The 15190-nt window shown below is 47.4% G+C and carries 7 protein-coding genes; all 7 read right to left on the bottom strand.

Annotated elements, in window-relative coordinates:
* Nucleotides 1–4: 4 nt before the first annotated feature.
* Nucleotides 5–991, bottom strand: coding sequence for a hypothetical protein (locus tag DHAF_RS02575; RefSeq protein ID WP_015942806.1), 987 nt, complete (start codon nucleotides 989–991; stop codon nucleotides 5–7).
* A gap of 105 nt (nucleotides 992–1096) precedes the next feature.
* Nucleotides 1097–2305 carry an MFS transporter gene (locus tag DHAF_RS02570; RefSeq protein ID WP_015942805.1) on the bottom strand — a complete coding sequence of 403 codons (1209 nt, stop codon included), beginning with the start codon at nucleotides 2303–2305 and terminating at the stop codon, nucleotides 1097–1099.
* Between the two features lie 393 nt (nucleotides 2306–2698).
* Nucleotides 2699–3790: a response regulator gene (locus DHAF_RS02565; RefSeq protein WP_015942804.1), complete on the bottom strand. Its 1092-nt coding sequence runs from the start codon at nucleotides 3788–3790 to the stop codon at nucleotides 2699–2701.
* A 166-nt stretch (nucleotides 3791–3956) separates the two neighbouring features.
* Nucleotides 3957–8609 carry a cell wall-binding repeat-containing protein gene (locus DHAF_RS02560; RefSeq protein ID WP_015942803.1) on the bottom strand — a complete coding sequence of 1551 codons (4653 nt, stop codon included), beginning with the start codon at nucleotides 8607–8609 and terminating at the stop codon, nucleotides 3957–3959.
* Between the two features lie 134 nt (nucleotides 8610–8743).
* The gene (locus DHAF_RS02555; RefSeq protein WP_015942802.1) at nucleotides 8744–9841 is read right to left on the bottom strand and encodes a response regulator; all 1098 of its coding nucleotides are present in this window, start codon (nucleotides 9839–9841) and stop codon (nucleotides 8744–8746) included.
* 26 nt (nucleotides 9842–9867) lie between these two features.
* Complete coding sequence (locus DHAF_RS02550; protein ID WP_015942801.1) at nucleotides 9868–11805, bottom strand: sensor histidine kinase; 1938 nt, start codon at nucleotides 11803–11805, stop codon at nucleotides 9868–9870.
* 83 nt (nucleotides 11806–11888) lie between these two features.
* The gene (locus DHAF_RS02545) at nucleotides 11889–14945 is read right to left on the bottom strand and encodes a hybrid sensor histidine kinase/response regulator (RefSeq protein ID WP_242659924.1); all 3057 of its coding nucleotides are present in this window, start codon (nucleotides 14943–14945) and stop codon (nucleotides 11889–11891) included.
* Between the last annotated feature and the right edge of the window lie 245 nt (nucleotides 14946–15190).

Below are 15190 nucleotides of genomic sequence, written 5' to 3'. Positions count from 1 at the left end.
CCTCTCAGATAAACATATCGTTATCGTCCTTAAGCCCCTTGTTTTCCTCCATAAACCGGGCAACCAGCAGGACGGCCAGCACAAAAGCCAGGGAAAATACAGGAATCTGCACCGAACTGCTGATCACCAGCAGTTTTTGGGCAAAAAGAAGCTGCAGCAGATTAAAGGCTATGCTGCTCAGCACTGTAGCCGCCAAGGCGGTACCGCACAGCCGGGCTAACCGGTCGGCCCCTTCCACACTTTCTGCGGAATAACGATCCGCTCCCATGTCCTCCAGCAGCCGGAGGGCGGCGAAAGCCACCAGGACATCAAAAATGTAGGGCAGGGCGTTCACCGCAAATTGGAGCGCCAGAAAAACATAACTCACTCCCAGCAAATGCTCATTGCCGTTGTTACCCGCCTTCAAGTCTGCCAGGGAATGGAGAAGCTCCCGGAAAGAGGCGCCGAAAATCAAATAGACAAAAACCACGGTCAGCAGGCTCAGCAAAACCATCATATAGTGCTGAAGCCTGACCGTACTGCTCTCAAAACAAAGACGCAGCAGCCGCAGAACGAAATAGCCGCACACCAGGGAATACACCGTGCCCCCCAGGACCGCCTTGCCTACAGCCGGCCCAGCTCCCCCTGAGCCTCCCAGGGCTCCGCCGAAAAGGGAACCGATCATCCCCGGATTTGTCATAAAGTACAGCACGGGGAACAAAACAACACTCAAGAGCGCCAGCAGCCCGTCCTCCCGCTGCAGCTCCCGTTTCCTGCTCAGAAGGAATAGGATCAGAAGAGGCAAAAGTGCGGCGGCTCCATAGATCAGCAACGCCGCTGCATTCCCAGCCCCTCCGGAAAAAGAAAGCATCCGCAGCAAAAGCCCCAACTGCTCAAAAGGAAAAGCCATGGCGGCTGTAAACCCGGAGGAAAAAGAGGTTTGCAGAATGCCGAACAGGACACAAGCCGCCCCTTCTACCCCCAGCACGATCCCCAATACCTTGTGTTTCATATCCACCTCATAATTATTGTTTTACGATAATTACCTGCATTATAAACCAGTAAATTATCGTTTGTCAATAATTACCCCATAATTTGGCTCTGGCTTACCGACGTATCAGGCTTTTCTTAATGCCGCCGCCCATTTGAAGGCCAGCAGCAGCAGAATCAAAGCTGCGCCCCAATAATATACCTCAATATTTATTGCTGAAGCTATCAGATAGACGCTTACGGCTCCTACAGCCGAACCTAAATCTGTGACTATTGAATAAGCTGTCATTATGGACGTTTTGACCGTTGTCTGCGAAGCCACATCACCCGCTACCGCATCCACAACCGTCGTTAAAACAGTGGCCGTTAATTGAACCCCAAAAATTATGGCAATCCATATCCCGAACGGAACTCCCGTATTGATTAAAGCAAATAATACAGATGCTGCCAGCAAAGCGATAATCAGGACCGGCCTGCGTCCCCAATGATCGGATTTCCGACCGAACCAAGGCGCCAGCCAAGGCTCCCAACCCCAGCGGATTGCCTGGATAATTCCCGCCAAGGAGGCCGATGCGATCATGACATGGGCAGCCATCTGCTGAGTTTGCCGCAGATCGATCAGATGACTAAGGGTTGAAGTAAATGCTCCCTGATAGAGCATTGTCACCAAAAAACCGGTGAGCAGCATCCAGATTATTTGGGAGTCTTTCCATACATTAGTGATCTTTAACGGATATGTTGCCGGCGGAGCAGCCGTTGCCAGGGGGGTTGTTGAACCCGAGGATGGATAGACTGAATAGTACACCAGAAAAAGCGCTGAAAGAGTAATACCGGCAAACACAAACGAGACCGCTTTCATGCCGAAGATATCGGCAATGATGCCTCCGGCAAGCATACCGACTAAACTCCCCAACCGGAAAATCCCGTTATAAATGCCCATATAATGCCCACGATTTTCGTCAGCTGAAATATCGAGGATAAAAAAATAAGCTCCTAACCTGAGAAACGTCCAGGCGATTCCCCAGATTGCCCGCATCAATAATAAAAACCAAAAGCCACTGATCCCATAAGAAGCTGTCGCCATGGCCGAGAGAAGGATTGCTAAAATAATGCCCTTGCGATGGCTTAATTTTCTATAAAGCCTGCTCACAATCGGATTCAGAGGTACCCGGATAAAGCGGTTTATCGAAAGCAATGCCCCAACTTCCCAGAGGGAGGTCAGCCCGGCCTCTTGCCAGTGGGTGGGCAGCACAACATAGAGCATTGAATCTCCCAAAATGCATAAAGCAGTAATTGCGGCGATCATGACAACCTGAGCCTTATTCTCTTTAGCCATGTGGTCCAACTCCTTCTTGAATTTGGCATCCTAAAAGTTAAACCCATCCATAATCATGATACTTGTGTCTACTTTTTCAATCAAGTCAAAATATTTTGTGCTTAAACCATAAAAGAGGTATGCACATCATACCCCTTTCATGACTTACTTCTGATTTTGCCATATTGGTAAACTCTGCTTTGCTACGCAGTGACAAACTGTCTGCGGATTAATCATAGCATAGTTTCTCTGAAATGATTAGAAAAGCGCTTGAAATCCCGCAATTTCAAGCGCTTCCTCTTTGCTCTCCTTCAGCTTTATGATTTACCCTGGCTCATCGTCTCGTTTCAATAAACTCAAGGATGCCTGCTATCTTTTGAATCTCAAACTGGATTTCAGCAAAGAGCCAGGATGTTACTCCAGCAGCGGCAGCTCCGCCGATGCTAATTTTTCGTTAAACCGGTGCCGGTACTCATCCGATTTCTCCTCATAGCCCTGCCAATGAGCCACGAGCTTCAGCCATTTCCGCAGCATATCCTCATCTTCAATATACTGAGCCATATAGTGCTGGATAATTTCCTCCCCTTTTTGGAGTTGGTTTTGCTCATAATAATACAAAAGCAGCCTATGACAAAGCTTCCCATATTCCTGGGCCACGTATTTTTCTATATGCAGGCTCCAGAAATAATCCTTGTCGCCAAACAAAGGAGTTGCATAGGAGAAAAACAAGCTTATAGAAGCTTCCAGAGGAATTTCGCTGTTCTCCTTGCTCTGCTTCATGACCTCCAGAAATTCTCCCAAATCAGATAAATTCCTCTGAGCCTCCAGTATATAGCCTTCATTGATCTTCTGTATCTTAGGTGACAAGGGAAGGGTTTTTAAGGCTTGCTTAACCCGGTAGATGGTATTATACAGGTTGGGAATGGCTCTTTCTTCTTCTATTTCCGGCCAGAAAATCTTCAAAAGTTCCCATTTGCTGATATATCTGCCCTGATTGGCTAAAAAGTAGGCAAATACTTCTTCCGCTTTTCTGGTCGGCCATCGGACCATCTGCTGTTGTTGATCTCTTACTTCAAAGGCACCAAAGCAGCGAACAGCAAAGGAGGGCTCACGTTTCAGAAGGGAACCTTGCCTCTTTTGGATGCCGAAAACCCTATTGAGCCGTTTCAGAACCCTTTGCAGTTCCTCCTTCATAATAGGCTTCATCAGATAATCTATAGCTTCCACCTCAAAAGCGTCCAAGGCGTACTGCCCGTAAGCCGTGGTAAAGATAATGCTTAAATCATCTTTCACTTTCAGCAGTCTGCGGGCCAGCTCCAGCCCGTTCATCCTGGGCATTTCAATGTCGATAAATGCCACATCGGGCATTAGGTCCGGAAAAGCAGCCAAGGCCTCATGGGGAGTTGCAAAAGTGCCCTTAATCAAAAACTCATCCATGGAAACCACCAGTTTATTCATATGCTTTAAAATATTAAGTTCATCCTCAACAATAATAGCCGTGTACATTTAAACCAGCTCCTTAAGCAAAAAATACTGCACCCTTTGAGCATCAAAGACCTTGCCGAAAAGTTCGCTAAAACCCATAACCAAAGCACTTCCTATCCGGCTTTGACCTGATAGGAAGTGTGCTTTAATTATTAGGTGTCGGTCTTTAATTGTGCTGGGGTCCCGTCTACTTAATGAGCTCTCTCAGCTTCTGCTCTATCTCAGCATTGAGGACGGCCTCTCCCCCAAATAGAGTGACTCCGGTCAGCTCCCTTGACTTTAAGTAGTCCATCACCTCACCGGGGATGGTGTCGTTTAATAATAGCATGGGGGCATTATGATTGGCGGCATAGACACTGCCCGCCAGGGCATCCGGGAAGTTGTTGCCCGTGGCGATGCCGATGTTTTTGCCGGATAAGTTAAAGTACTTGGCTACGGCCAGGGAGGTCTGATACCGGTCTGCTCCCCCGATTCTGACGATGTTTTCTTGCTTCAGGGAGGTTAATTGAGCCACTTCCTCTTCCACGTGTTGACTGATGACTCCTTCCAGACCGATGATATAGACTTTGCTGGGCTTGATTTGGGTTAGTTTGTCTTTTACTCCTTCACTGATCCCGTTTTTCTCTACTAAGAGAATGGGACTCTGGAGTACGGCGGCGGCGCTGCTCACGGATAAGGCGTCGGGATAGTTTCCGCCGTAGGCCAGGATGACCGGCCTGCCTTGTTCTACCTTAAGTTCTTCGGCGATCTTCAGGGCGGTTTCGTAACGGTTGGCTCCGCCCAGCCGGATGATTTGGTTGTATCCGTTGGCTTGGAGGGTTTGTTCTACTGCCGCGGGGATAGCACCGTTGCCCCCCAGCAGGGTGAGGGTTCCTTGGGTTTCGACATGGTCTTTCAGATAAGCCAGCAGGGCTTCCTGCTCCTTGGCTGTTTTGCCCACCAGCAGCAGCGGGGCGTTGAGTTTATGGGCCAGGACGCTTCCTGCCAGGGCATCCGGGTAATTATCCGCTGTGGCTAAAACCGCCTGGGCGACTTTGCCCGGGTAACTGGCTTGGGCGATGGCGATAGCTGTCTCCACCCGGTTGGGGCCGAAAAGCCTTAAACTTTTGGCAGCCGAGGATGCTAAGAAGGCATCCGTTCTGACTACGGTGAAGATACTGAACTTATTGATATGGAAGCGGATTCCGTATACCCCCTCCTTGTATTCCACCAATTCCCCCTGGACCAGCTCCTTATCTCCGTCAGAATGCTCAATGTAAACAGCCAGTTGCTGCAATAAGGCAGCTTTCTCCGCTGGATTGGAAGGTAAGGTCATTCCGGTCAGAGGGAGAGTGATATCTGCCTCTGTGGAAGACATGTTGGTTTCAATGGTCACCGGATTCCCCACAATGGATAAGCTGCTATCCGTATTGCCGCTTACAAGGGCAGCTTTCAGCAAGGCCTGATCTATTGTACTTTTCTTCTGGGCTTCGTCCTTAACCGGTACAAGACGGAAATACAAATCCCCCTCCACCTCTTGACTGATCCCAGTGATGGTATTTTTGGAGATATCAATCTTTGCTTCTTCGGTGTCAATCTGCAGATTGATTCCGCCTTGGGCCAAGACCTCAAGGGCTTGGACCGGAATATTGACCTTCGTCTCCGCTACCTCATCTTTTTCATCCGGAATGACGATTCTTGCCGTATCTTTGTTTTCTTCTTTTAATTTCTTGACGGTCTCTGCCGCTTTACTTTCCTGATAGGTCACGGTATCGGTTTTCTTTCCGTCGCTCCCGGTTCTTCTTTCTACCGTAATCTGGGCAACGGTGCTGTCTGTATTGCCCTGTTTAACATCCACGGTAATTTGGGTTACACCGGAGGGAGTTGAACTAACCGGGGTTGTGTTTCCACCGGAGCTTTCGTCGTCCGATGATCTTGGTCTTTGCGGTGTTACGGCATTGGAGGCAGCTGAATCAGTCCCGTTTCCTGCTGCATTGACAGCTTTCACCGTAAAGGTATAGGTGGTGCCATTGCTCAAGCCCGTAACTGTAATCGTCGTTCCTGTCCCTGTTGCTGCAATGTTGCCAGGGCTTGAGGTAACTATATACCCGGTAATGGGGCTGCCTCCATGATCGGAGGGTGCAGTAAAGCTAATGGTCGCCTCACCGTTGCCGGCGACAGCGGTTATTGCGGTGGGTATTCCGGGAGTTGTGACAGGAGTGGCACTGACTTGGCCGGAAGCCGCAATGACCACCGCATTACTGTCCAGTGCTTTAACTTCAAAGTGATACGTGGTTCCGTTGGTAAGTCCGGTTACACTGATTGCACTTCCGGTTACAGTTTCTAAGAGGGCATTGTCTTTAAATACGCTGTAGCCGGCTGCTTCGGGGATATCGTTCCAGGTCAGGGTTACCTGCTGATTGCCGGGCGCCGCAGTAAGAACCAGCGCACCAAGTTGATTGACGGTCAGGGTTGCCGCATTACTGGTTATATTGCCTGCTGCATTGCTCACATAGCAGGTATAGCTTCCTGCATCCGATGCCTGGGCATCGGTGATGGTCAGGGTGCTGGCAGTTGCTCCGGGTATATCTGTACCATCCTTTTTCCATTGGTGGCTCAGTGGGGCTGTACCTGTTGCAGTTACTGTGAAGGTTGCTGTCTGCCCTGCCGTTACTGTCTGATGGCTGGGCTGGGCCGAGATGGTTGGTGCTATGCCGAAAGGAGCATACCGCCTTACGACTGCCCTACCCTCGTTTTCATGATCAGCATAGGACAGATAAGGGACGCCATTCCATACAGCCAAGGAAATCCCGGATGAGTCTCCATCGGAAGCATATCCATCTCCGCCCACCGGTACCCAGCTGTTATCGTCCAGCTTGAATACTCTTGAATACTCGCCTTCGCCGATTACATAGGCGACATAAGGTGTTCCATCCCCATCTACGTACAAGGAAGTTTCCCACGTGAAATCCTCTGAAACATAATCATCGCCTACTGTCACCCACTCGTCCCCCACAAATTTCCTGACGATTGGACGATAGTCGGATTGAGCATCTGCATAGGCTACATAGGGAGTGACATTCCCGGAGCCGTCATCATATAGATACAACGAGGGGCCATTTGTCCTCCCGGGAGAAACAAAATCCCCTACCATCGACCAGGTGTCGCTGGCGTAAGGTTTCTTCATCACTTTAATCCGGTCTGACGGGCTTGATTCGAATACCAAATAAAGGTTCCCGGCGGCATCGCCCTTCATGGACACATAGCTGGCCAAGGTTTCGCCCACATCCCCCACCGGAACCGGAACAGTGCTACCACTGGCAAACATCTTTACTACCGGGCTGTCATCGTTAGCCATGTCGGCATATGCCACATAGGAAACGCCGTTATGGACATATAGGGACAGACCACGGGCGAGTTCATCTAACGAGGTCGTACTGCCTACCATATTCCAGTCGATTACACCGCCGGAATTGACCAGTTTCAATACTTCTACATGCGCATCATAAGTAACATAGGCCATATAAGGAGTATCCGTATTCTCATCGACATACACCGCACCATCTTGCACCGATTTAGCGAAGTATCGGTTGAGTACAACTTCCCATTGATTGCCCACAAACTTTTCTGCTACGATCCTGTTGGCATTATCCCACTGATCTGAAAAAGCAAGATAGGGAATGCCGTCATTCATAAATAATGAGGTAAAGTTTGCGTATGGCGATGAGCGCGGCCCGCTTCCTACCGTCTCCCACACTGAACTGGGCGGCAGTTCATGCCACCTTACCACTGGAGCGTTACCGTTGTGAGCATCTCCATATGCCAGATAAGCGATTCCATCATAGACAGCCAGGGAAAGATGGGATGCCGATCCGGTTGAAGCATACCCCTGGTAGCCTACCGGTACCCAGCTGGTATTCTCCAGCCTATATACCGTTGCATTATGGCCATTTCCGCCTTCATACGCCACATAGGGAGTTCCTTCATCATCTATATATAAGGAATTGCCTGCTGCAATGTCATTGGAGACACCGTCTCCGCTTCCTACGGTCAGCCAACTGTCACCCTCAAACTTTTTTACCACACACTTCTGATCCTGTGAATTTAAAATATTAGTAAATGCCACATAAGGCGTACCGCCATACACAAAAAGCGAAGCATCAGTTCCAAAGTCGGAAACAGCGCCGCCTACCTGTTCCAGGGTGCTCCCACCGGAGGATAATTTTTTTACATTTACATAGCCGACCTCTATATATGATACATAAAGGTTTCCGTCACCATCGCCTTTCAATGACAGCGATCTGGCATAGCCGTTCGCGAACGATCCTATCTCGGAAAAACCTCCGCCAGCTTCGTCGTACCGGGCAAGCTTCGCCTGGCCACCTTGCGCATAGACTACATAGAGGATTCCGTTATGGGCATACAATGATATCTCATTAGTCATAGTTAGGATCGTTGGGGTTCCCAGCGTCTCCCAGGCTCCACCCATGTCATTCAGATTATATTTTACTAATTTCAGTTCACTGTCGCCTTTCAGATAGGCAAAATAAAGGGTGTCGTTATCTGCATACAGTGAGCCGTTCCATGCGTATTCAAGATCTGAGCCGATTTGCCCGTTTCCGCTTTCATCCAAGCGGTATACTGCCGTTTTGCTGGTACCAACTGTAACAGCTGCATACGTTGTTCCGCCATCTACGGGCAATGACGTAAGGCTTGTTGATTGCGGTGGAAACGCTCCATTTCCTAACACCTGCCAGTCTGTTGGGGTATCTGCGTATACCGGCGAAACTGGGATCATGGGAAGCAGCATTGCCACAACCAACAGCATCCCCAACAATTTTTTCACTTTTCGATAATTCATTAAGAATCCTCCTTTTGTAAATTTATTACTTTGTTTGGCAGACAGGCTTTCTAGTTATTTTACATTTTTCGACTAAACAAAAAATAAACAAAAGGCCCCGGACATTCCTCCGGAGCCTCTTTTCACACCATATACTATTGTTCCTCAAAAAATTTTTTCAATTTATCCTGAGGCTTCTCTCCTAGCTCTTCCATCAGAAACTTTTCCATCTGGAGATATAAGCGCAGCGCCTCGCTTTTCCTGCCCATTTTCAAACAAATTTGAATGATATGGCCGCAGATCTCCTCATTGAAGGGATCGATTTCAAGGGCCCTTTTATACATTTTTTCAGCCTGTTCATATCCCTGCTTTTCCCTGTAATATTCCGCTGTTTCCAGAAGGGCGCTTATAAAGCCGCTCTCAAGGCTTCGGGATTTTGAAAAGGACCACTCATAGGCTTTGCCCTGAAAGAGTTCACCCTTGTACAGTTCAGCCAGCCGGTCAAGAGTTTCGACGCGGTCTTTGCTGCTCGGCCTGCCTCTCAGCAGCCTTTCAAATTCATATAAGTCGCAGGAGATCAGCTCTGAATCGATACGAATCTCCTTACGGGTGGCGGCGATGCATTTTTCCAGGCCGTGGGGGCTGAGGGCCTTACGGATATAGTACATGGTAGAATTTATGTTTGTCAAAGCCCTGTCCGGTTCTAAACCATCCCACAGCGTATTGACAATTTCATCCCGGCTGACATTTTTTTTAAAAATGAGAAAGGCGAACAGCTCCTCCGTCTTGGGCGACCGCCAGTTCACAATGCCGGAGTCCGAGTCCCCAACAGCCGCACGAAAACCGCCGAAGCAGGAAACCTTCATCTGGGGTTTGCTTTGCCGGCCTGTGCCTATACAGGCGCGCTGCAGCCTTTGGACCGTCTTTTCAAGACGGTCACGGCTGATCGGCTTCATCAGATAATCAACGGCTTCCAATTCAAAGGCTCTGACGGCATATTCGTCATACCCTGTCACAAAAACCACCTTGGCGGAGTCGTCAATATCCTTAATCTTGTTGGCAAGAGCAAGTCCGTCGGTTTCCGGGATGCAGATATCCAGAAACACCGCATCCGGTTTATTTTCATTGATATATCGCAGCGCTTCTGCGGCCGTATAAAACAGTCCGCAGACTTCAACGCCTGGCATACCGGCAAGCATATTACCCAGACGGTTCAGGGACAGTTCTTCATCATCAACAACTATGACCTCCATCTAATATTACCCTCCGCTACGATTCATCATAGATTACCGTGTGACAGCGATGTTTCCCGGGAATTCCAGGGAAGCTGAAACGATACCCTCGTTCCGACTCCTCTTTCACTCCATACTTCAAGCTCATTTCCGTAGATCAGTCTGAGCCTTTGGTTGATATTCCACAGGCCCACCCCGTTTTCGTCCGGCGCCTGCTCCAGCAGCCGCTTCACCTGTGAAGGCTCCATACCGATTCCGTCATCCTCAATGGAAAAAACCACGTTTGCCATCTCTTTTTTTATCGAGATTTTAACGGTTCCCCCGCTTACGCCGGACATCAGACCGTGTCTTACCGCATTTTCGACCAGAGGCTGCAAGATGAGGGGAGGAATCGGAAAATTGATGCTTTCATCGATATCATACTCCACATTAAGCCTCTTGCCGAAACGTACTTTTTCAATGTTCAGATAGGCCTCCAGCAGCTCCGTTTCCTTTTTCACCGTGGTAAGCGAATCCAATGTTTTAAAATCAAAGCTTCCTCTCAGATACTCGGAAAGCTGTATGACGACGTCTTCCGCCTGATCGGGAGCCTCTTTGCATAAAGCGGCGATGGAATTCAGGGCATTATACAGAAAGTGAGGCTTGATCTGAGACCGTAAAAACGCAATTTCAGCGTCCTGTGTACGCTTCATCGATATCCTGAGGTTAGCCAGAACCTCGTAATAATGCATGGAAAGCCGGAAAATCGTCACGAAGGCAAAGGTGACAATATAAATCTGGCAGAGAGAGGAAACCGTCTTCAGGGACAGTGCAAAAAGAATCGAATCGGCGGAATAAAGATTGAGGGCCAGGATCGCAATGAAAAGCAGTAAGTAATCAAGCACGTCGGATTTCTTACATCTCAGAAATAAAACTGTCGTCCTTGCCAACAGGATGATCAGCACGATTGTATTTAAAAGCATAATAAACGGGTGCAGCTTGTAATAGAGGTAGATCGGCAGGGTCAGCACAGCAATCAGATAGCAGCCGTATACCGCAGAGACCATTCCTGTCATTCGCAGCGAGATAATACCCTTTCTGGCCTGATAAAATATCACGGTTACGGCAATCAGGCTTGCGGACAGAAAGAAATCCTTCATTTTAAATATCGCTTCAAAGGAAATATCCGGCAGCATCATTACCAGAGGACGTTGATCGGTGAGCGCGTTTCCGACAGCGAAAAGGAAACAAAAGATTGCAAAAGACAGCAACGAAGCAGCCTTTCTTTTGAAGTATCTGGCGTTGATAAAAAAAATGAGATACAACAGCGCAATGGACCACAAAGTAACCAGGACACTGAAGCCCAGCAAATTGCCTTTCTCCTGCTGAGCCAGCATGGCTGTTTGTTCGCCAATCTTAAAGGACACCGGTATCCCGCCATTTATGTAATCGTAATTTGCAGCCTGCACGATAATTTCCAATTCGCTGCCGTCACAATAATAGAAGCCCAGCTGGGGATTGTTTCCCGATTCATACTCCGCTTCCGTAAGCGACGGCACTCCGTCTGAAAACAACTCCTGACCATCCACATAGACCCTGCTTGACAGGCGGACATTTTCCTTTTTCAGCCCCAGCACACCGTGGTACGGGATATTCTTTAATACAAGCCGGTAGGTTGCACATCCAAAAGCAGGAAGTACCGTGCCATTGAGTTCTTTGCCGCTCCATATTGACGGAACCCTCATATATCCTGTCAGCTGGGGAATTCTCCCGCCGTCCGGCTGAAAATCCTCCGGGCCGAGAAGCTGACTCCAGTAAAATTCCCATTCCCCATCCAGCTTTAGGGTTGGATCCTTCTGAATATCCCATGCCGAAAGATCCATCGTCCCAGCCTCAGCATGCAGCGAAAGAGGGTCCGGCCCCCGGCTGTCGGAGATCACGGAAGGCAGAATCGAGGAAACCCCTATGATCGTAATGATTAAGATTGCTAAAATTCGTTTTATCAAGATACTTTCTCCTGAGGTCTCCTTGTTTTACACTATTTGATTATGCTTTAAAATAAAGCGCGAGACAAGCGGATTTTTGGAATTTAAACCAGCTCTTTGGGCAAAAAAATACTGCACCGGGTTCCCTTTTCCAATTCAGAGTCGATTAAAAAAGCAGCTTTGGGCAAGGAGGCTACCCTCATCAAAACATTCTTGAGGCCTACACCCTTTCCCCCTTTTCCGTTCAGGATCCTCCCTACCTCATCCTCACTCATACCTACGCCGTTGTCTTCTACGATAATGTGAATAAATCCTTCCCCCTCCGTAATCCTCAGAGACACCGTTCCCTCTCCTTCTTTATTAAAAAGCCCGTGCCGTATGGCGTTTTCAACCAAAGGCTGAATAAGCAGCGTCGGAATCTTTATCCCCTTATTGAGGATTTCCGGATCAACATAGGTTTCATAGTGAAGATGCTTTCCAAACCGCAGCTGTTCAATTTCCACATAGGTTTTGATAAGGTCCAGCTCCTGCTGCAGTTGTAAAGTCTGCTGGTTCTGATCCCGCTGAAAAATATGTCTTAAATATCTGCTCAGGAGGGATAACATCTCTGAAGCCTTCTCCCCATCCTCATGACAGAGGGCAATGATATTGCTTAAAGCATTATAGATGAAATGGGGCTTGATTTGGGCCTGCAAATAAGCCATCTCACTTTCAAAAGCCTTCTCCATGGTATCCGTCAGCTTCAGCAGGCTCCTTACCCTCCATTGAACCTCTTCTGCCGTAAAGGGTTTGGTAATATAATCATTAGCGCCGTTTTGATAAGCCAATTCTATTTCCCTCTCTCTGTTCCTGGCTGTGGCAATGATAATAGGCAGTTCGATCAGAGAGTAATTTTGTCTTATTTGTTGGGTCAGTTCGATACCTGACATGCCGGGCATCATCAGATCGGTCAAAAGAAGATGGAATTTTTCGTTTTTAAGTGATTCCAGGGCTTTCTCCCCACTATAGGCTGCAGACACCTGATACTCTCCCTCCAACATAAGGGATAAAACTCTAATATTGGTGGGTTCATCATCGACAATCAATATCTTTTTCATTTTCTCACTTAAGCCGGAACTTGTTGGTTTTGAACTCCAAACTTTTCTTTCCAATACCGATCCGGCAGTCATTTCGGTGTTTAAACACTGCCCCTTGGCAAGTCGTACCGCCATACTTGTCCCTTTATTGACAACAGAATCGGCAATCCATACCTCCCCCTTCATTTTTCTGGCCAGCTGCCTGCTGATATATAACCCCAAACCCATACCCTGTTTATAGTCCTGCTGCGGCAGCGAATCATGATTGAAGTCCTTAAAGACCAGCTCCCAATGTTCCTGCGGAATTCCCTTTCCCGTATCGGAAATGGTCAGGACTATGTCCAAGCCCTCCTCCCTTGCCTGGGCAACAATTTCTCCTTTTTCCGTATGCTTCATGGCGTTGGAGGTAATATTATATAAAATTTGCCTCAGGCGATTTTCATCAGCCTCTACGAAGGTCATAGGTTTTACTTTATTCAGCATCTTCACTTCCTTGCCCTGCAAATCAAAGGACAACAGTTGAAATACCAGTTGAATCACCACATATAAATCAACCGTGATAAGATTCAGCTGCAAGTCCTCATGGCGAAGCTTTATTATGTCAACTAAATCATTAACCAGCAGCGAAAGCCTGGAGGAAGTATCCTGGAGCAACAAAAGGTTTTCCCTTTGCTCCAGGCTTAAGGAAGATGTCTCTCCCTTCAAAAGGTGGCCGGAGATATTGATAATACCGTGGAGGGGAGTTTTCAGCTCATGGGATGTTCTGGCCAGAAACTCATCCTTTATTTCCCTGGACCTTATCAATTCCTCGGAAAGGGCTTGTACTTCATTCATTTTGTTGGTGAACCGCCTGGACAAAAAGAGATTGAGGCTGAGCAAAAAGGCGAATATCCCTAATCTCGCAATCATATTTCCATTGGTATATCCTGAATAATATAAGTTGTAATCAATAATGATGACTCCGGCAAATATACAGCACAGGAAAATATAAACCGACTCATTAAGGGGCAATTTTCCCTGTTTTTTATAAAAAAGCATATAGATAAGTCTTATAATATAAAAAAACAGCAGTAAATTAGCGTAAAAAGTAATATATAATTTGACGGGCGAATACCAGTGGTAGGGTATCAAGATAACCACTCCCAGATAAATCAGCACGGGCATCAGGGATAGAATTAAATTCCTCCCCTTGATAGTTCCCGGCTCCAGGGACTGAATAAATAAAGTCAGCGCTGCAAAGCTGGCAAAAAGAAAAAAATCCTGTAATTTATAAGCCACGGCAAAGGGGATCTCCTCAAAAACCTGCATTAAAACTTTTTCCCCAAAAGTAATTGAGACTATAGAGATGCTTAGCAAAAACAGTCCGCTGAACAGGTAGGTTTTTTCTTTGTCCCTCATGTTGTACATATGAAGGTGATAAATTCCAAACATAAGAAACAGCAGAAAAACTGCCATATCTCCTCCAAAGGCCAGCATATTTTTCTTCTCTATGTAATTCTTGAGCCCCAGCTGAATGGGGTGGGCAATTCCTCCCGTAAAATGGACTTGATTCGATACCTGAATAACGATCTCCAGCTCCTCAGCCGGCTCTACTACAACAACGTATGGCGTATTAAGGGCCTGATAGCCCTCAAGACTGTCTGAGGGCAGTCCGGATTCTTTGACCAATTGACCGTTGATAAAAAGCCTGTGGGCCATCCATATATTATGAATTTTTAACCCCAGCTGCTCCTGCAATTCCGGCAGCTTTACAGAGAGCCTGTAGGTGCCGTTTCCCCTTGATTTCTGAAGGAAAGCCCCCTTTGTTTTATCCCAGCCCCCGGGAACTTTCATGAAATAATGAGTTTCCTTGGGAAGCTCTTCAGGCTGCAGAAGTTTTCCCGGGTAAAAATCCCATTCTCCATTTAGGAAGACACTCCTATCCTTTGTGAAGTCCCAGGAAGACAGATCCAGAGTCCCCTGTACAGCAGCAGGAGATTCTTGTTCGGGAGCATCGGTATAGTAAATAGTGGATAGCATCAGCAACATTGTGCTTAATAGGATTATCACAGCGATAAGCTGTTTTATCTTAAAATATCTTCTCAATCTATCCAGCACCTTTTCTCATAATCTACTATAAGTTTATCAATTTCTCTCTCAAAAATCTCTCAATAAAAACAAACGCAGCTCACACTTTCATTTTCTTTTTCTGTACTTTAAGGGCAGTATGCCGAAGGTACTTCGAAAGGCAAAAAGAAATCTCCTTGGTTAACCTAAGCTAACTAAGGGGATTTAAACAAATACCTAAGCAAGATTTGCTAAAAAACATAAAATTCCGATAAAAATCCGAT

The organism is Desulfitobacterium hafniense DCB-2, assembly GCF_000021925.1.
Taxonomy (GTDB): Bacteria; Bacillota; Desulfitobacteriia; order Desulfitobacteriales; family Desulfitobacteriaceae; genus Desulfitobacterium; species Desulfitobacterium hafniense.
This window is presented reverse-complemented; position numbering and strand designations above follow the sequence as displayed.

Coding starts and splice junctions, on each gene's coding strand:
- DHAF_RS02575 (WP_015942806.1), bottom strand. CDS start 991: ATGAAACACAAGGTATTGGGGATCGTGCTGGGGGTAGAAGGGGCGGCT.
- DHAF_RS02570 (WP_015942805.1), bottom strand. CDS start 2,305: ATGGCTAAAGAGAATAAGGCTCAGGTTGTCATGATCGCCGCAATTACT.
- DHAF_RS02565 (WP_015942804.1), bottom strand. CDS start 3,790: ATGTACACGGCTATTATTGTTGAGGATGAACTTAATATTTTAAAGCAT.
- DHAF_RS02560 (WP_015942803.1), bottom strand. CDS start 8,609: ATGAATTATCGAAAAGTGAAAAAATTGTTGGGGATGCTGTTGGTTGTG.
- DHAF_RS02555 (WP_015942802.1), bottom strand. CDS start 9,841: ATGGAGGTCATAGTTGTTGATGATGAAGAACTGTCCCTGAACCGTCTG.